This is a genomic window from Citrobacter sp. KTE151, from assembly GCF_000398845.1.
In the GTDB taxonomy this organism is placed as follows: domain Bacteria; phylum Pseudomonadota; class Gammaproteobacteria; order Enterobacterales; family Enterobacteriaceae; genus Citrobacter; species Citrobacter braakii.
The window spans coordinates 306,330-323,765 of record NZ_KB976066.1; the positions used below are offsets into that span (position 1 = coordinate 306,330).

At 53.5% G+C, this 17,436-nt stretch carries 17 protein-coding genes; 9 read left to right on the forward strand and 8 right to left on the reverse strand.

Annotated elements, in window-relative coordinates; genetic code table 11:
• The first annotated feature begins 60 nt into the window (after window positions 1-60).
• The 5 genes from lldP to trmL all read left to right on the forward strand — a co-directional run bounded on the left by lldP (window position 61) and on the right by trmL (window position 5,732).
• Window positions 61-1,716: an L-lactate permease gene (gene lldP / locus WC7_RS02910; RefSeq protein WP_016154960.1), complete on the forward strand. Its 1,656-nt coding sequence runs from the start codon at window positions 61-63 to the stop codon at window positions 1,714-1,716.
• Window positions 1,713-2,489, forward strand: coding sequence for a transcriptional regulator LldR (gene lldR / locus WC7_RS02905; protein ID WP_016154961.1), 777 nt, complete (start codon window positions 1,713-1,715; stop codon window positions 2,487-2,489). The genes lldP and lldR overlap by 4 nt, the downstream gene beginning before the upstream one ends.
• Complete coding sequence (gene lldD / locus WC7_RS02900; RefSeq protein WP_016154962.1) at window positions 2,486-3,676, forward strand: FMN-dependent L-lactate dehydrogenase LldD; 1,191 nt, start codon at window positions 2,486-2,488, stop codon at window positions 3,674-3,676. Before lldR ends, lldD begins: the two co-directional genes overlap by 4 nt.
• Window positions 3,677-3,871: 195 nt before the next feature.
• Window positions 3,872-5,212 carry an MFS transporter gene (locus WC7_RS02895; RefSeq protein ID WP_016154963.1) on the forward strand — a complete coding sequence of 447 codons (1,341 nt, stop codon included), beginning with the start codon at window positions 3,872-3,874 and terminating at the stop codon, window positions 5,210-5,212.
• A 46-nt stretch (window positions 5,213-5,258) separates the two neighbouring features.
• Window positions 5,259-5,732 (forward strand): tRNA (uridine(34)/cytosine(34)/5-carboxymethylaminomethyluridine(34)-2'-O)-methyltransferase TrmL, encoded by a 474-nt coding sequence (gene trmL, locus WC7_RS02890; RefSeq protein ID WP_016154964.1) that lies wholly within the window; start codon window positions 5,259-5,261, stop codon window positions 5,730-5,732.
• Between the two features lie 181 nt (window positions 5,733-5,913).
• Here trmL and cysE read toward each other — a convergent pair whose 3' ends face one another.
• The 5 genes from cysE to WC7_RS02865 form a co-directional block, all read right to left on the reverse strand.
• Window positions 5,914-6,735, reverse strand: a complete 822-nt coding sequence (gene cysE / locus WC7_RS02885; RefSeq protein ID WP_016154965.1) for a serine O-acetyltransferase — start codon at window positions 6,733-6,735, stop codon at window positions 5,914-5,916.
• A gap of 77 nt (window positions 6,736-6,812) precedes the next feature.
• Window positions 6,813-7,832: an NAD(P)H-dependent glycerol-3-phosphate dehydrogenase gene (gpsA, locus tag WC7_RS02880; protein ID WP_016154966.1), complete on the reverse strand. Its 1,020-nt coding sequence runs from the start codon at window positions 7,830-7,832 to the stop codon at window positions 6,813-6,815.
• Window positions 7,832-8,299, reverse strand: a complete 468-nt coding sequence (secB, locus tag WC7_RS02875) for a protein-export chaperone SecB (protein WP_003024155.1) — start codon at window positions 8,297-8,299, stop codon at window positions 7,832-7,834. Before secB ends, gpsA begins: the two co-directional genes overlap by 1 nt.
• Window positions 8,300-8,345: 46 nt before the next feature.
• A complete protein-coding gene (grxC, locus tag WC7_RS02870; RefSeq protein ID WP_003024152.1) occupies window positions 8,346-8,597 on the reverse strand; it encodes a glutaredoxin 3 in 252 nt (83 codons plus the stop codon).
• Window positions 8,598-8,648: 51 nt separating this feature from the next.
• The gene (locus WC7_RS02865) at window positions 8,649-9,080 is read right to left on the reverse strand and encodes a rhodanese-like domain-containing protein (protein ID WP_005120473.1); all 432 of its coding nucleotides are present in this window, start codon (window positions 9,078-9,080) and stop codon (window positions 8,649-8,651) included.
• 247 nt (window positions 9,081-9,327) lie between these two features.
• Between WC7_RS02865 and gpmM the strand changes: the two genes are divergently transcribed.
• Genes gpmM through WC7_RS02850 form a run of 3 tightly spaced genes read left to right on the forward strand, consistent with a single transcriptional unit; the run spans window position 9,328 to window position 13,140 of the window.
• Window positions 9,328-10,872: a 2,3-bisphosphoglycerate-independent phosphoglycerate mutase gene (gene gpmM / locus WC7_RS02860; protein WP_016154967.1), complete on the forward strand. Its 1,545-nt coding sequence runs from the start codon at window positions 9,328-9,330 to the stop codon at window positions 10,870-10,872.
• Between the two features lie 33 nt (window positions 10,873-10,905).
• Window positions 10,906-12,165, forward strand: a complete 1,260-nt coding sequence (gene envC, locus WC7_RS02855) for a murein hydrolase activator EnvC (RefSeq protein WP_231390992.1) — start codon at window positions 10,906-10,908, stop codon at window positions 12,163-12,165.
• Window positions 12,166-12,168: 3 nt separating this feature from the next.
• Complete coding sequence (locus tag WC7_RS02850; protein WP_016154969.1) at window positions 12,169-13,140, forward strand: divergent polysaccharide deacetylase family protein; 972 nt, start codon at window positions 12,169-12,171, stop codon at window positions 13,138-13,140.
• Here the strand turns inward: WC7_RS02850 and WC7_RS02845 are convergent.
• Window positions 13,127-14,161 carry a glycosyltransferase gene (locus WC7_RS02845; protein ID WP_032947240.1) on the reverse strand — a complete coding sequence of 345 codons (1,035 nt, stop codon included), beginning with the start codon at window positions 14,159-14,161 and terminating at the stop codon, window positions 13,127-13,129. The two genes, WC7_RS02850 and WC7_RS02845, sit on opposite strands and share 14 nt — an antisense overlap.
• A 231-nt stretch (window positions 14,162-14,392) precedes the next feature.
• Between WC7_RS02845 and rfaY the strand changes: the two genes are divergently transcribed.
• On the forward strand, window positions 14,393-15,079 hold the full coding sequence (gene rfaY / locus WC7_RS02840; protein ID WP_016154971.1) for a lipopolysaccharide core heptose(II) kinase RfaY: 687 nt from the start codon (window positions 14,393-14,395) through the stop codon (window positions 15,077-15,079).
• Between the two features lie 67 nt (window positions 15,080-15,146).
• Here rfaY and tdh read toward each other — a convergent pair whose 3' ends face one another.
• Window positions 15,147-16,172: an L-threonine 3-dehydrogenase gene (gene tdh, locus WC7_RS02835; protein WP_016154972.1), complete on the reverse strand. Its 1,026-nt coding sequence runs from the start codon at window positions 16,170-16,172 to the stop codon at window positions 15,147-15,149.
• A 9-nt stretch (window positions 16,173-16,181) separates the two neighbouring features.
• Window positions 16,182-17,378 carry a glycine C-acetyltransferase gene (gene kbl / locus WC7_RS02830; RefSeq protein WP_016154973.1) on the reverse strand — a complete coding sequence of 399 codons (1,197 nt, stop codon included), beginning with the start codon at window positions 17,376-17,378 and terminating at the stop codon, window positions 16,182-16,184.
• Window positions 17,379-17,436: the final 58 nt, after the last annotated feature.

Genomic DNA, 17,436 nt, shown 5'->3' on the forward strand with positions numbered 1-17,436 from the left:
GTGACCAGGAGATGAGCACAGACTCATTCCATTATGTCGGCGGCCCCCAGGAGACCTGCAATGAATCTCTGGCAACAGAACTACGACCCGGCCGGTAACATCTGGCTTTCCAGTCTGATCGCATCGCTCCCTATCCTGTTCTTTTTCTTCGCCCTGATTAAGCTCAAGCTGAAAGGCTATGTTGCGGCGTCATGGACGGTGGTGATCGCTCTGACGGTCGCCCTACTGTTTTACAAAATGCCAGTCGATCACGCTCTGGCTTCCGTGGTGTACGGCTTCTTCTATGGTCTGTGGCCAATTGCCTGGATCATTATCGCCGCGGTATTCGTCTATAAAATCTCGGTGAAAACCGGGCAGTTCGACATCATCCGCTCCTCAATACTCTCGATTACCCCGGACCAACGTCTGCAAATGCTGATTGTCGGTTTCTCCTTTGGCGCATTCCTCGAAGGGGCGGCAGGATTTGGCGCTCCGGTAGCGATTACCGCCGCACTGCTGGTTGGTCTGGGCTTTAATCCTCTGTACGCGGCAGGTTTGTGCCTGATCGTAAACACCGCTCCGGTCGCTTTTGGCGCAATGGGCATTCCGATTCTGGTTGCCGGTCAGGTTACCGGGCTGGATAGCTTCGAGATTGGTCAGATGGTGGGCCGTCAGTTACCGTTCCTGACCATTATCGTGTTGTTCTGGATTATGGCGATTATGGATGGCTGGCGCGGCGTAAAAGAGACCTGGCCTGCGGTGATGGTCGCTGGCGGCTCGTTTGCTATCGCGCAGTACCTCAGCTCTAACTTTATCGGGCCGGAACTGCCAGACATTATCTCGTCTCTGGTTTCGCTGGTCTGCCTGACGCTGTTCCTGAAACGCTGGCAGCCGGTACGCATCTTCCGCTTTGGCGATATGGGCGCTTCACAGGTCGATCAGACGCTGGCCCGCACCCACTATACCGCTGGACAGGTGGTCCGCGCCTGGTCTCCGTTCCTGTTCCTGACCGCCACCGTCACGCTGTGGAGCGTACCGCCGTTTAAAGCGCTGTTTGCGCCAGGCGGCGCGATGTACCACTGGGTGGTCAATATTCCGGTTCCGTACCTCGATAAGCTGGTTGCCCGTATGCCGCCGGTCGTACACGAAGCCACAGCCTACGCGGCGGTGTATAAATTTGACTGGTTCTCCGCAACCGGTACCGCGATTTTGTTTGCCGCCCTGCTGTCTATCGTCTGGTTGAAGATGAAGCCGTCCGCAGCGCTGCAGACTTTTGGCAGCACACTGAAAGATCTGGCATTACCTATTTACTCCATCGGAATGGTGCTGGCATTCGCGTTTATCTCAAACTACTCCGGGCTTTCATCAACCCTGGCGTTGGCCCTGGCACACACCGGCAGCGCGTTTACCTTCTTCTCACCGTTCCTCGGCTGGCTGGGGGTATTTCTGACCGGGTCCGACACCTCATCAAACGCACTGTTTGCCGCCCTGCAGGCTACGGCTGCTCAGCAAATCGGCGTTTCGGATGTGCTGATGGTGGCGGCAAATACCACCGGCGGCGTGACCGGCAAGATGATCTCGCCGCAATCTATCGCTATCGCCTGTGCGGCAGTGGGATTAGTGGGGAAAGAGTCTGACCTGTTCCGCTTTACCGTGAAACACAGCCTGATTTTCACCTGCATGGTGGGTGTGATTACCACGCTGCAGGCCTATGTCTTAACCTGGATGATTCCATGATAGTGATACCCAGACGCCTGTCAGACGAAGTCGCATCTCGTGTGCGGGCGCTGATTGAAGAACAACAGCTGGAAGCGGGCATGAAGTTGCCCGCTGAGCGCCAACTGGCCGTACAGCTCGGCGTATCGCGTAACTCGCTGCGCGAGGCGTTAGCAAAACTGGTCAGTGAAGGCGTACTGATTAGCCGCCGTGGCGGCGGGACGTTTATCCGCTGGCAGCATGAGGCCTGGTCTGAACAAAACATCGTTCAGCCGCTGAAAACCCTGCTGGCGGACGATCCTGATTACAGTTTCGATATTCTGGAGGCCCGCCACGCCATCGAAGCCAGTACCGCCTGGCACGCTGCCATGCGGGCCACCGCCGCGGATAAAGAGAAAATCAGGCTCTGTTTCGAGGCCACGCAAAGCGAAGATCCGGATCTCGCCTCGCAGGCTGACGTTCGCTTTCATCTCGCCGTTGCGGAAGCCTCACACAACGTGGTGCTGTTGCAGACCATGCGCGGTTTCTTCGACGTCCTGCAGTCTTCGGTAAAACAGAGCCGCCAACGTATGTACCTGGTACCGCCGGTATTTTCACAACTGACGGCGCAGCATCAGGCCGTGCTGGACGCCATTGTTGCCGGGGATGCCGACGGGGCGCGTAAGGCCATGATGGCGCACCTCAGTTTTGTCCACACCACAATTAAACGATTTGACGAAGATCAGGCCCGGCAGGCGCGTATTACTCGCCTGCCCGGTGATCCTGGTGAGAATAGCAGGGAGAACAACACATGATTATTTCAGCAGCCAGCGACTATCGCGCCGCAGCCCAGCGCATCCTGCCCCCCTTCTTGTTTCACTATATTGACGGCGGGGCGTATGCCGAGCACACCTTGCGCCGTAACGTGGCAGACCTGTCAGAGGTGGCGCTGCGCCAGCGCGTACTGAAGAATATGTCCGACCTGAGCCTGGAAACAAAGCTGTTCAACGAAACACTTTCCATGCCGGTAGCCCTCGCGCCTGTCGGCTTATGCGGCATGTACGCACGCCGGGGCGAGGTTCAGGCCGCCGCCGCCGCTGATGCCAAAGGCATTCCGTTTACGCTTTCCACAGTGTCCGTATGTCCGATTGAAGAAGTCGCCCCGACCATCAAGCGTCCGATGTGGTTCCAGCTGTATGTGCTGCGCGATCGCGGTTTTATGCGTAACGCACTGGAGCGCGCCAAAGCGGCGGGTTGCTCCACGCTGGTCTTTACCGTCGATATGCCAACGCCTGGCGCACGCTACCGTGATGCCCATTCCGGTATGAGCGGTCCAAATGCGGCACTGCGGCGCTACTGGCAAGCAGTCACTCATCCACAGTGGGCATGGGACGTTGGTCTGAACGGTCGCCCGCATGATTTAGGCAATATTTCGACTTATCTTGGCAAACCCACCGGCCTTGAAGATTACATCGGCTGGCTGGCGAATAACTTCGATCCGTCGATTTCCTGGAAAGACCTCGAGTGGATCCGTGAATTCTGGGATGGTCCGATGGTGATCAAAGGGATCCTCGATCCTGAAGATGCCCGCGACGCCGTACGCTTTGGCGCGGATGGCATCGTTGTCTCTAACCACGGTGGCCGTCAGTTAGATGGCGTGCTGTCTTCAGCTCGTGCGCTGCCCGCCATTGCCGATGCGGTGAAAGGCGATATTACCATTCTGGCTGATAGCGGGATCCGCAATGGTCTGGACGTTGTACGCATGATAGCGCTGGGCGCGGATAGCGTGCTGCTGGGGCGTGCTTATCTGTACGCGCTAGCGACCCACGGCCAGGCCGGTGTGGCGAATCTGCTGAACCTGATCGAGAAAGAGATGAAGGTGGCGATGACCCTGACCGGTGCGAAGTCGATTAGCGAAATCAGCCGTGATTCGCTGGTACAGGAACTGGGTAAGAGCCTGCCTGCCGCGCTGGCACCTCTGGTCCAGGGTAGCGCAGCGTAACAACATCCCCGTAAACCCCATTTTCTGAATGGTCGGACTGTTTTCAGCCCGACCATTTTTTATCCAAAAATAACGACTAGTTAACATTTACAACCAATTTATTTGACAACTTTTTATCCACCTGCCAAATGTATAGACAAGCTAATACAACAGCATTTTATACATATAACAACCATCATAACGGGCGAGGGTGACATGGCTTATTCCGGAAAAGTGAATATCCAGCAGGCGATAGATGACAGTGCTTTTTCGCGCTTCCACTGGGTCATTATTGTCCTGGGTTTTCTGGTTTTAGCCATTGACGGCTTCGATACGGCGGCGATGGGCTATATTGCCCCCACGCTTTCAGCCGACTGGGGCATCAAGAAACAAGATCTTGGACCGGTGTTAAGTGCCGCGCTATTGGGCCTCTCATTTGGTGCCCTGCTGGCCGGACCGATTTCCGATCGTATGGGTCGTAAGCGCGTCCTGGTCTTTTCCTGTCTGTTCTTTGGCCTCGCCAGTCTGGGAACCGCCTATGCCCAGACGCTGAATATGCTCACGTTTTGGCGCTTTCTCACCGGGCTTGGGCTTGGCGCGGCAATGCCCAATGCCATCACCCTGGTGTCAGAATTCGCCCCGAAACGCTGTCGTTCAATGGCGATTAACACCATGTACTGTGGCTTTCCATTAGGGGCTGCGGGCGGCGGCGTAATCTCCTCCTGGCTGATCCCTAACTACGGCTGGCACAGTGTTCTGCTTGCTGGTGCGATCGCCCCACTGGTCCTCACCGTACTGTTGGTGCTGTTCCTGCCGGAGTCGGTTAAGTATCTGGTTCACCGCGGTAAAGGGGTTGCACAGATCAAACGCATTGCTCAACGCTTTATGTCGGGAAGTCTGGAACAGGTTACCCAGTTTTATCTGGATGAAGACCGTATCACGGTCAAAAAAAGCAGCGTGGCACAGTTATTTAGTATGCCCTGGCTGCCGGGTACGCTGATGCTCTGGATGACCTACTTTATGGGGCTGGTTATCTATTACGTGCTGCTGAGCTGGATGCCAACGCTGATGCTGGGAATGGGCTATCCGCTGGCCGAATCCGCCTGGCTGACATCGCTGTTTACCTTTGGCGGTACGGCGGGGATCCTGCTGGCCGGTTGGTTAATGGACCGCTGGGAAGCCCATAAAGTGGTCTCACTTGGCTTTATTCTGACGATGCTGTTTGCCCTCGCTCTCGGGTTTGAACATAACCACATCATCTTGTTCGGCGCACTGATCTTCCTGATGGGGATTACCATGAACGGCGCGCAGTCCGGGCTGCAGACGCTGGCCGCCACGTTTTATCCAACCCACTGCCGTGCGACGGGCATTGCCTGGATGCAGGGCGTGGGCCGCTTCGGCGGCGTAGCCGGAACGATGATGAGCGCCCAGTTGCTTTCCCTGCAATGGCAGGCAGACAGTATCTTAATGTTCCTCAGCCTTCCGGCCCTGGTCGCTGCTGCCGCGACAATTTACAAGCTGCAACGCTATAAACCGCAGACGCTGACCGTCGCATAGTACCCGCTCTTTCTGCTATTCTGCCCCCCGTTATCAAGGGGGCAGTATGCTTAACATCGTTTTATTCGAACCAGAAATCCCGCCGAATACCGGCAATATTATCCGTCTTTGCGCCAACACCGGCTTTCGTTTGCATATTATAGAGCCAATGGGCTTTACCTGGGACGACAAGCGCCTGCGTCGCGCGGGGCTGGATTACCATGAATTTACCGCCGTGCTGCGCCACCCTGATTACGCCGCCTTCGTCGCCGCAGAACATCCGCAGCGCCTGTTTGCTCTGACCACCAAAGGTACGCCAGCGCATAGCGCGGTATACTATCAGGACGGGGATTATCTGATGTTTGGTCCGGAAACACGCGGTCTGCCAGCCAGCATCCTTGACGCGCTGCCGGCCGAACAAAAAATTCGTATTCCGATGATGCCAGACAGTCGCAGCATGAACCTGTCAAATGCGGTGTCGGTGGTGGTGTATGAGGCCTGGCGCCAGCTAGGGTATCCGGGCGCGGTACTGCGTAGCTGATGATTGTTGGATGGCGGCTAGCGCCTGATCCGACCTACATTAATTTGATGAAATTCATTTCGAGCGTTATCGGCGCAGACAGATTGAACACGGACTGCGCACAGTCACCGGAGCGTACACGCAATACGTGAGGATGACGAGCACAGCTCAGGTTCAATCTGCCAGGTAAGATAGCTCGAAATCAGATACCATCTCCATACTCAAAAGTATGATGTATCCCGTTGAAATGCTGATCCATATCCATGGACGGCTTATCGCTGTCAGGCTTGCCGACGATGCGTGCCGGAACGCCTGCTGCAGTGGTATGCGGGGGTACCGGCTGTAAAACGACGGAACCTGCGCCAATCTTCGCGCCGCGCCCGACTTCAATGTTGCCGAGAATTTTTGCTCCCGCGCCAATCATCACGCCTTCACGAATTTTCGGATGACGGTCACCGCCGGCTTTACCGGTCCCGCCCAGCGTGACGGATTGCAAAATAGAGACGTCGTTTTCAATCACGGCAGTTTCACCGACCACAATACCAGTGGCGTGATCGAGCATAATCCCACGGCCAATTTTTGCCGCCGGGTGAATGTCTACCTGGAAGCTAACGGACACCTGATTTTGCAGGAAGATCGCCAGCGCCTGACGCCCCTGATGCCACAGCCAGTGACCGATACGGTAGGCCTGAAGCGCATGAAAGCCCTTCAGATACAGAAGTGGGGTGGAATATTTATCGACAGCCGGATCACGCGTGCGTACCGCCTGAATATCACAGGCCGCTGAGGCAATCATTTCAGGATCGGCCGCGTAGGCCTCTTCCACGACTTCGCGAATGGCAATGGCGGGCATGATCGGAGAAGCGAGTTTATTCGCCAGCATATAGCTCAGCGCACTGCCGAGGTTTTCATGCTTGAGCAACGTTGCGTGATAAAAACTGGCCAGCATTGGCTCACATTCCGCCAGTGCCCGGGCTTCCGCTTTAATGTTTTTCCAGACGATATCCAGTTCTTCACACGGCATTGCGTACTCCAGAAGGTAGCAAAACGACCGACCCGTTCTTCGCGGGTCGGGTCGTTATATTCAACAGTTCCTTACAGCTAGTGGCGACTCAGCTCGTCCCTGCGTGCACGGCCTAATAACGTCAATGCTGCCTCGCGCGCGTTTTTTCCGCAATACAATACTTGATAAATTTCCTCGGTTATTGGCATCTCAACACCAAAACGGTGCGCCAATTCACGAACTTCTTTCGTATTGCGGTAGCCTTCAACCACTTGACCAATCTTGTCCTGCGCCCCCTGCACGTCCATCCCCTGGCCGAGCATCATGCCAAAACGACGGTTACGCGACTGGTTGTCGGTACAGGTCAGCACCAGATCGCCTAAACCCGCCATCCCCATAAAGGTGGCAGGATCGGCACCCAACGCCGCGCCAAGGCGAGACATTTCGGTCAGTCCACGGGTGATCAATGCGGTTCGCGCATTCGCGCCGAAACCGATGCCGTCAGACATCCCCGCGCCAATCGCAATGACGTTTTTCACCGCGCCGCCAAGCTGCACGCCAATGAAATCCGGATTGCTGTAAACGCGGAAGCTCTTGCCACAGTGCAGCAACTGCTGGAGATCGTCAGCAAAGGTGTCGTCCGTCGAGGCCAGAGAAATCGCCGTCGGCATGCCCGCCGCCAGCTCTTTGGCGAACGTCGGACCGGAGATAACCGCCAGTGGAATAGAATTCCCCAGCGCTTCACGCGCGACGTCCTGCAGCAGGCGTCCTGTTTCCGCTTCCAGACCCTTTGTCGCCCAGACCAGACGCGCGTCAGGACGCATCAGCGGTTTGATGTTGCGCAGCACTTCGCCAAAGACGTGGCTCGGCACCACCACCAGAATATTACGACTGGCGGCCAGCGCAGTGGCTAAATCACTTTCCAGGCGCAGCGTTTCGGGAAAAGGCACATCAGGGAGGAACGCGACGTTGCAGCGATCGTGCTCGAGGGTCGCGATATGTTTCGGATCATGGCCCCACAGGACAACCTGATGGCCATTTCTTGCCAGGGTGATGGCAAGAGCGGTGCCGTACGAGCCGGCACCAATCACAGTCATTGAAGCATTACTTTGGTTCATCAGGCATCCTGATGTTCTTCAGTACCTTCGCCAGCCTGCTGCTGTAAATAGTTCATGAACAGCGCATCAAAGTTGACCGGCGCAAGGTTCAGTTGCGGGAATGTACCGCGGGAAACCAGGCTGGTGATGCATTCGCGGGCATACGGGAACAGAATGTTCGGGCAGTATGCACCAAGGCAATGCGCCATCTGAGTCCCTTCAATACCACTGATGGAGAAAATACCGCCCTGCTGAACTTCACACAGGAACGCAGTTTCTTCACCCAGAGATGCCGTTACGGTGACACGCAGCACTACTTCATACACATCATCTGCCAGTTGGGTAGATGCGGTATCAAGATCCAGTTTAACCTCTGGCTGCCAATCTTTCTGGAAAACATGTGGTGCATTTGGCGCTTCGAAAGACACATCCTTGGTATAAATACGTTGGATCTGGAAAGCCATTTCAGTGTTATTTTGTTCTGACATGTTGAGAAAACCCTTTAGTGTTGTCCTTTAAATACTTCGGTACGCCTTAACGCAGCAGTGGATCCAGTCCACCACGTGCATCCAACGCATACAAGTCGTCACAACCACCAATGTGCTGTGCATCAATAAAAATCTGCGGAACCGTTGTACGGCCACTGCGCTTGATCATCTCTTCACGCTTCACGGCATCGCCGTCAATCGGAAGTTCCTGGAAACTCACACCCTTGCTGTTCAACAGCGCCTTTGCGCGATGGCAAAACGGGCAGGTCGCTTTGGTATAGATCTCAATATTGGCCATGACTTATCTCCAGTGTTCTTTTACCCTGAGGCATGAAAGAAGACGGGTAAATTACTTGCCGCGAACCAGTGGCAGATTCTCGCCACTCCAGCCCGCTACGCCGTCTTTCAGTACAGATACCTGCTCAAAACCGGCTTTAATCAGCGCAGTTGCTGAATCCTGGCACTGCATACCAGAGCCATCAACCACAATAACAGGTTTGTTTTTGTGTTTTTCCAGCTCACCAAAATTGTTGGCTTTGATTTCGCTCGGCAGCAGGTTAGTGGAGCCCGCGATATGGCCTTTGCGGAAGTCGTCGCGCTGACGTAAATCCACAATCACCGCATCTTCTTTGTTGATAAGACGAGTGGCTTCTCCGCGCGTAATTACCTTCACTTTCGAAGTCAGGCTCTTAAACGTGGTAAATAATACAGCCGCCAGTAACGCAATCCAGGCGATACTCAATACAGGGTGGCGACTAACAAATTGCATAATTTCTTGCATGGGGGGTAACAACTCCCGACTTAGTGATTAAAAAACCAGGAAAGGAGTATACCTGCGCGTTGGCGCAAATACAGCCAGAGCGTGCATTGGATTGCATTTTTGCGGGGCGCTACGGAAAAAAAAACGTAAATCCGCGCCCTCTGCGACACGCTCTGGTCGATTATTTGATCTTCTGGGGCTATTTTATCGATTCAGCTGTAGTAAAATTACGCAATTATTTTTGTCTATTGAGTGTGAGGTTGTCGCAATGTCGGTTTCTAAAAAACCTATGGTACTGGTGATTCTGGATGGCTATGGCTATCGTGAAGACAGCCAGGATAACGCCATCTTTAATGCCAAAACCCCGGTAATGGATGCTCTGTGGGCAAAACGTCCGCATACCCTGATTGATGCCTCTGGCCTGGAAGTCGGCCTGCCCGATCGCCAGATGGGCAACTCCGAAGTGGGTCATGTCAACCTGGGCGCGGGCCGCATCGTGTATCAGGACCTGACCCGTCTGGATGTTGAAATTAAAGAACGGACTTTCTTCGCTAACCCAGTGCTGACCGATGCGGTCGACCAGGCAAAAAATAGCGGCAAAGCGGTTCACATCATGGGCCTGCTCTCTGCTGGCGGCGTTCACAGCCACGAAGATCACATCATGGCGATGGTAGAAATGGCAGCTGAACGCGGTGCTGAGAAAATCTATCTGCACGCTTTCCTTGATGGCCGTGATACCCCGCCGCGCAGCGCTGAACATTCGCTGCAGAAATTCGAAGAGAAATTTGCCGCGCTGGGCAAAGGCCGCGTAGCGTCCATCATCGGTCGTTACTACGCCATGGACCGCGACAACCGTTGGGATCGCGTTGAACAGGCTTATGACTTGATGACGCTGGCAAAAGGCGAGTTCCAGTTCGCTACGGCTGTTGAAGGCCTGCAGGCTGCTTATGCCCGCGACGAAAACGACGAATTCGTGAAAGCGACCGTGATCCGTGCTGAAGGCCAGGCTGAAGCCGCCATGGAAGACGGCGATACGCTGATTTTCATGAACTTCCGTGCTGACCGTGCGCGTGAAATCACCCGTGCGTTTGTTAACGCTGACTTCGACGGCTTCGCCCGTAAGAAAGTCGTTAACCTCAACTTTGTGATGCTGACCGAATACGCAGCCGACATCAAAACGGCTGTTGCTTACCCACCAGCGTCTCTGGCCAACACCCTTGGCGAGTGGATGGCGAAGAATGACAAAACGCAGCTGCGTATTTCCGAAACTGAAAAATATGCCCACGTGACCTTCTTCTTTAACGGCGGCGTAGAAGAGCCGTTCAAAGGCGAAGATCGCATCCTGATCAATTCGCCGAAAGTCGCGACCTACGATCTGCAGCCGGAAATGAGCTCTGCTGAGCTGACCGAGAAGCTGGTTGCTGCGATTCAGAGCGGAAAATACGACACCATCATTTGTAACTACCCGAACGGCGACATGGTTGGTCACACCGGGGTGATGGAAGCTGCGGTTAAAGCGGTTGAAGCGCTGGATCACTGCGTTGAGCAGGTGACTAAAGCGGTTGAATCCGTTGGCGGCCAACTGCTGATCACCGCGGACCACGGTAACGCAGAGCAAATGCGCGATCCGTCCACCGGTCAGGCGCATACAGCACACACCAACCTGCCCGTTCCGCTGATTTATGTCGGTGGTAAAAACGTCAAAGCAGTTGAAGGCGGCAAACTTTCTGATATCGCCCCGACGATGCTGACGCTGATGGGTATGGAAATCCCGCAAGAGATGACTGGTAAGCCGCTGTTCATCGTGGAATAATCCCTCCCCATGAGGGGAAAGGCGATTAATACCATCACTTGGGCCGTGAAACTGCGAAAGCTTTCAGTCAGGCCCTTGTTCTACGCCAGCGCGCTTAGCGCTGGCGTATTGCTGTGCGCCTTTTCCGCCCACGCGGACGAGCGCGATCAGCTCAAATCTATTCAGGCTGATATCGCGGCAAAAGAACGCGCGGTACGCCAACAACAACAACAACGCTCCACTCTCCTCGCTCAACTTAAAGCTCAGGAACAGGCCATCGCCGTTGCCGCCAGGCAACTACGCGAAACGCAAAACTCGCTGGCGCAGCTGAATGCGCAAATCACTGAGATGAATGCCGCCCTCGCGAAGCTGGAAAAACAGCGGGCTGCGCAAGAGCGTAGCCTGGCAGCCCAACTTGACGCAGCGTTTCGCCAGGGCGAACACACTGGTATTCAGCTCATTCTGAGCGGGGAAGAGAGCCAGCGCGGGCAACGCCTGCAGGCCTATTTCGGCTATCTGAACCAGGCGCGGCAGGAAACCATCGCGCAGTTGAAACAAACCCGCGAAGAGGTCGACTCGCAAAAAGCCGAGCTGGAAGATAAGCAGAGCGAACAGCAGACGTTGCTGTACGAACAGCGCGCTCAGCAGGCTAAGCTGGAGCAGGCGCGTAATGAACGCAAGAAGACGCTCTCGGGTCTGGAGTCATCGATTCAGCAGGGTCAGCAGCAACTGGGCGAAATGCGCGCCAACGAATCACGCCTGCGCAACAGCATTGCTCGCGCCGAAGCCGCAGCCAAAGCACGCGCGGAACGTGAAGCACGTGAGGCGCAGGCCGTACGTGACAAACAAAAGGATGCGTCACGGAAAGGCTCAACCTACAAGCCAACCGAAAGCGAAAAATCACTGATGTCCCGTACCGGCGGTTTAGGTTCCCCACGCGGCCAGGCATTCTGGCCCGTTCGTGGTCCAACGCTACATCGTTATGGCGAACAGTTGCAAGGTGAGCTACGTTGGAAGGGGATGGTTATTGGCGCATCCGAAGGCACCGAAGTTAAAGCCATTGCCGATGGTCGCGTCATTCTGGCGGACTGGTTGCAGGGCTACGGCCTGGTGGTCGTCGTTGAGCACGGTAAAGGCGATATGAGCCTGTACGGTTATAACCAGAGCGCGCTGGTCAGCGTCGGTACGCAGGTTCGCGCCGGGCAGCCTATTGCACTTGTGGGTAGCAGCGGCGGACAGGGCAGGCCGGCACTCTATTTCGAAATTCGTCGCCAGGGTCAGGCGGTCAATCCACAGCCGTGGTTGGGAAGATAAGTTTTGCCTCAATTTCGTCGTCTATTATTCTCTCTCGCCAGCGTGCTGGCCTTCGCAACACCTGTTTTTGCTGGCAAACTTGCCATCGTTATTGATGATTTCGGCTATCGTCCACACACCGAAAATCAGGTTCTGGCGATGCCTTCCACCCTCTCCGTTGCCGTTCTGCCTAATGCCCCACACGCGCGTGAAATGGCGATTAAAGCGCATAACAGCGGGCATGAAGTTTTAATCCATCTGCCGATGGCGCCGCTGAGCAAACAGCCGTTAGAGAAAGATACTTTGCGCCCGGAAATGAGCAGCGAAGAGATTGAGCGGATTATTCGCGATGCGGTAAGTAAAGTACCGAATGCGGTCGGACTGAACAACCATATGGGCAGCGCGATGACCTCCAGCCTGTTCGGCATGCAGAAGGTGATGCAGGCGCTGGAACGCTACGATCTCTACTTCCTGGACAGTATGACCATCGGCAACAGTCAGGCAATGCGCGCAGCATCAGGAACCGGCGTGAAGGTTATCAAACGCAAAGTCTTCCTGGATGACACGCAAAACGAAGCCGATATTCGCCGTCAGTTTAATCGGGCCGTTGAGCTTGCGCGCCGCAACGGTTCAGCAATTGCCATTGGGCATCCTCACCCTTCGACGGTTCGCGTCCTGCAGCAGATGCTTTATAACCTGCCTGCGGACATTACGCTGGTTCGCCCAAGCAGCCTGCTCAATGAACCACAGGTAGACACCTCCAGACCAAACCTTACACCGCCGAAGAATGGTAAACCTGATGCGCCACGTAATCCTTTCCGCGGGGTGAGATTATGCAAACCGAAGCAGCCGTTAGAGCCGGTTTACGCCAGCCGCTTCTTCAGCGTGCTCGGTGAAAGCATCACCCAAAGCACGCTGGTGCAGTACATGCGCCTGCAATGGCAGGGCTGGGGGAATACATCCTCACCCAGCGCTATGAACGCTAACGTAAATTAAGCGTTTTACGGGCAATACGAGAGGGCGAGGATGTTTTATCGCGCCATTTCCAGAGGCGGAATGACCATAGCAGCGCCTGGTACAAAACTTTGGCGCTGCGTACGTTAGTAATCATGCGTTTATACATACCAGAGACAAAAATCTCTGCAATCATGCGTTGACGAATATGGACATCCGGCTCTTTGCGTACTGCGTGGCAAACGCGCAATGCTTCATAGGTTATTTGCTGATGAAATTCCGGATAAATAGTAATCCGCCCCGCATATTCACGATTCAACTTATCCAATAACCGTGTAATTTTAATATAGTGGCGTTGGTAATTGAGATTTTTTAAGCCTTGTCTTTTAAGACGGCTAACTGATTGATCGTGTAAGAAGTATTTATACAATGATTGCTCGGTATATCGCACACGTTTGGCGTTAAACATAAACTCCGTCGTCCATACAATATCCTGATGATGCAACCCTGGAATAAACGCTATCTTGTTTTTCTCGATAACATCTCTGCGATAAACCCCCATCCAGACCACATGCGTCCAACGGCGTGAAGCCAATGCCATACGTAACCAGTCGGGGCCGGTCAATACACCCGTAGACCGCAGACGGTCCGTCGGTATTGATTGCCAGGTGTCCCCCGTTTCGAAAATGCACCAATCAGAATTGCACTGTGCCAGATCCAGGTCATCCTGAAGCGCCATGGTCATCAGGGTTTCATACATATTGGGATAAACCAGGTCATCGGCATCGACAAATGCAACATAATCCCCTCTGGCCACTTCCAGACCACGATTACGCGCGACAGATGCCCCGGCGTTAGCCTGATGTAACAACCGGACATGGGAATAGTTATCAGCATAATGTCTTGCAATATCAACAGAGTTATCCGTTGAACCGTCATCCACAATAATGATCTCTATCGCACCCCATGTCTGTGCGATCAAAGATTCCATGCAATCCCGAAAACTATCACCCGCGTTATACAACGGAATAATAACACTCAACATATTTGTGTGGTTTCTCATCAGATAACCCAAGTTTGTCAGTACACTGATGACTTTTACTACAGTTTCATTAAGGAATTATTAAGGTTAGAACGTTTAATTTTCAGAAGCGCCGCAGCGAAAGCAACCAGTATGGGAAAATGCCATGCGGCGCCTGAGTTCAGCGGCCTGTGATAGCTCAGATCGTCTACATATTGAGGGACACAACCTGTATACTATATCCCTGTAAATACACTGATATTGAGGAAAGTGATGGCCATCAGTAAGACACATGAAAAAGGTTATACGGTCTATTGCAAAGAGACAAAAAAAGACCTTAAGTCACTGATGAATAAGTATATAAACAAAGAAATCAGTGGCAAACCACTGAGCAGTGGTGACGCCATGCGCAGTGTAGAACTGGTCGAGTACAACTCACAAAAATTTATCATCAAAAACGACCGTGAAGTTGATCCTCGATTTGAGAAAAAAATGCAGAATTTTATCTCCGGCCCCTTTTATTCCAGGCTCATCAAGAAGCTGGACACTCTCTCCCCGGAAATGCGCGCCTGTACAGCCGATCTCTACTATGCCGCTGAAAAAGTACGCCTTCGTCAGTGTCATGATGTTTATATTATTCATGAATATGTTGAAGGCACTCCTTTGAAAGAAATTAACCATAAGAATGCCGATGAAGTGAAGCAGTGCGTTCTGCGCCTTCACAAAGCCGGGTTGGCATCTAATGATATCCACCCTGGAAATTTCATTCGTACGCCAGGCGGTGAATTAAGAATAATTGACTTATCCTGTAAGGGAAATATGAAGGTTTGCCAGGCTAATGACATTTTAGCATTGCAGCGAAAATATCATATTAACATCAAAGGAAAAGGGTTAATCTATAAGCTCATCTGGCTCAAAGAAGCGACAAGAACTTTATCCAGAAAGCTTCGTGGCAAATAGTATTTATTATTTATACGGCCAGAATAAAGAATCTGGCCGTTGGTAGCATTTAATACAAGTCGAGCATTCAATCCCAGCTCAGAATCACTTTCCCTGACTGGCCCGAGCGCATCGCGTCAAAGCCCTGCTGGAATTCATCTATGGAGAATCGATGGGTGATGATCGGCGACAAATCCAGACCAGACTGAATCAATGCGGCCATCTTGTACCAAGTCTCAAACATCTCACGACCGTAGATACCTTTAATAAACAATCCCTTAAAGATAACTTTAGTCCAGTCGATGGACATGTCTGATGGTGGAATACCCAGCATAGCAATACGGCCACCGTGGTTCATGGTGTCCAGCATGGCACGAAACGCTGGCGGCGCGCCGGACATCTCCAGACCGACATCAAACCCTTCGGTCATGCCCAGTTCAGCCATCACGTCGGTCAGACTCTCTTTCGACACGTTGACCGCGCGAGTGATGCCCATTTTACGCGCCAGTTCAAGGCGATACTCATTAACATCGGTAATCACCACGTGGCGTGCGCCAACGTGCCTGGCAACCGCTGCCGCCATAATACCGATTGGACCCGCGCCGGAAACCAGCACATCTTCCCCAACCAGATCGAACGACAGCGCCGTATGCACCGCATTACCGAACGGATCGAAGATAGACGCCAGGTCGTCAGAGATGTTGTCCGGAATTTTAAACGCGTTAAATGCCGGGATCACCAGGTACTCTGCAAAGCAGCCAGGACGGTTTACGCCAACACCGGTCGTATTGCGGCACAGGTGAGTACGTCCACCGCGGCAGTTACGGCAATGCCCGCAGGTGATATGACCTTCGCCTGAAACGCGATCGCCGATTTTAAAACCTTTAACTTCCTGGCCGATGCCAACAACTTCGCCGACATATTCATGTCCAACGACCATCGGTACCGGGATGGTTTTTTGCGACCATTCATCCCAGTTATAAATGTGAACGTCAGTCCCGCAGATGGCTGTTTTACGGATTTTAATCAGCAAATCGTTATGGCCGACTTCCGGTTCAGGAACGTCGGTCATCCAAATGCCCTCTTCCGCTTTCAGTTTGGATAACGCTTTCATTTCACATCCTCAGGCAATAACGCCCAGTTGTTTACCAATGCGTGTGAACGCCTCAACAGCACGCGTAATCTGCTCAGGGGTATGCGCCGCAGACATCTGGGTACGAATACGCGCCTGACCTTTTGGAACCACCGGATAGAAGAATCCAGTAACGTAAATCCCCTCTTTTTGCAGCGCGCGGGCGAACTCTTGCGCCACTACCGCATCCCCCAACATGACCGGGATAATTGCGTGATCCGCTCCCGCTAACGTAAAGCCTGCGGCAGACATTTGCTCGCGGAACTGACGTGCGTTCGCCCACAGGCGATCGCGCAGCTCGCTGCCTGCTTCGACCATCTCCAGCACTTTAATGGAGGCAGAAACAATTGCAGGAGCCAATGAGTTGGAGAACAGATACGGACGGGAACGCTGACGCAGCCACTCAACAACCTCTTTGCGCGCTGCGGTATAACCGCCAGATGCGCCGCCGAGCGCTTTACCCAGCGTACCAGTGATGATGTCCACACGCCCCAGCACATCACAGTATTCATGTGAGCCACGACCATTTTCGCCGACAAAGCCGACAGCATGGGAATCATCAACCATGACCAGCGCGTCGTATTTATCCGCCAGGTCACAAACGCCTTTCAGGTTAGCAATCACACCATCCATAGAGAACACGCCATCGGTGGCGATCAGGATATGACGGGCTCCCGCTTCACGCGCTTCTTTCAGGCGCGCTTCCAGTTCGACCATGTCGTTGTTGGCGTAACGGAAACGCTTTGCTTTACACAAGCGAACACCGTCAATGATAGAAGCGTGGTTGAGCGCATCTGAGATAATCGCATCTTCTGCGCCCAGCAGCGTTTCAAACAGGCCGCCGTTGGCGTCAAAGCAGGAAGAGTAAAGGATGGCATCTTCCATACCGAGGAATGCCGCCAGTTTTTGCTCCAGTTGCTTATGGCTGTCCTGGGTACCGCAAATAAAGCGGACCGAAGCCATACCAAATCCGTGAGAATCCATACCTGCTTTTGCAGCTGCAATCAGTTCCGGGTGGTTAGCCAGCCCCAGATAGTTGTTCGCACAAAAGTTAATAACGTGGCTTCCGTCCGCCACGGTGATATCCGCCTGCTGGGCAGACGTAATAATGCGCTCTTCTTTAAACAATCCTTCCGCACGTGCGGTTTCGAGATCGTTCGTTAACTGTTTGTAAAAATCCCCACGCATTTCAATTCTCCAGACTGGGCAAATTTCAGCACATATTACCCAAAGCTATACGCTGATA

Excerpts from the sequence above, each read along its gene's own strand:
- lldP (WP_016154960.1), top strand. The coding sequence starts at position 61 with ATGAATCTCTGGCAACAGAACTACGACCCGGCCGGTAACATCTGGCTT.
- lldR (WP_016154961.1), top strand. The coding sequence starts at position 1,713 with ATGATAGTGATACCCAGACGCCTGTCAGACGAAGTCGCATCTCGTGTG.
- lldD (WP_016154962.1), top strand. The coding sequence starts at position 2,486 with ATGATTATTTCAGCAGCCAGCGACTATCGCGCCGCAGCCCAGCGCATC.
- WC7_RS02895 (WP_016154963.1), top strand. The coding sequence starts at position 3,872 with ATGGCTTATTCCGGAAAAGTGAATATCCAGCAGGCGATAGATGACAGT.
- trmL (WP_016154964.1), top strand. The coding sequence starts at position 5,259 with ATGCTTAACATCGTTTTATTCGAACCAGAAATCCCGCCGAATACCGGC.
- cysE (WP_016154965.1), bottom strand. The coding sequence starts at position 6,735 with ATGCCGTGTGAAGAACTGGATATCGTCTGGAAAAACATTAAAGCGGAA.
- gpsA (WP_016154966.1), bottom strand. The coding sequence starts at position 7,832 with ATGAACCAAAGTAATGCTTCAATGACTGTGATTGGTGCCGGCTCGTAC.
- secB (WP_003024155.1), bottom strand. The coding sequence starts at position 8,299 with ATGTCAGAACAAAATAACACTGAAATGGCTTTCCAGATCCAACGTATT.
- grxC (WP_003024152.1), bottom strand. The coding sequence starts at position 8,597 with ATGGCCAATATTGAGATCTATACCAAAGCGACCTGCCCGTTTTGCCAT.
- WC7_RS02865 (WP_005120473.1), bottom strand. The coding sequence starts at position 9,080 with ATGCAAGAAATTATGCAATTTGTTAGTCGCCACCCTGTATTGAGTATC.
- gpmM (WP_016154967.1), top strand. The coding sequence starts at position 9,328 with ATGTCGGTTTCTAAAAAACCTATGGTACTGGTGATTCTGGATGGCTAT.
- WC7_RS02845 (WP_032947240.1), bottom strand. The coding sequence starts at position 14,161 with ATGAGAAACCACACAAATATGTTGAGTGTTATTATTCCGTTGTATAAC.
- rfaY (WP_016154971.1), top strand. The coding sequence starts at position 14,393 with ATGGCCATCAGTAAGACACATGAAAAAGGTTATACGGTCTATTGCAAA.
- tdh (WP_016154972.1), bottom strand. The coding sequence starts at position 16,172 with ATGAAAGCGTTATCCAAACTGAAAGCGGAAGAGGGCATTTGGATGACC.
- kbl (WP_016154973.1), bottom strand. The coding sequence starts at position 17,378 with ATGCGTGGGGATTTTTACAAACAGTTAACGAACGATCTCGAAACCGCA.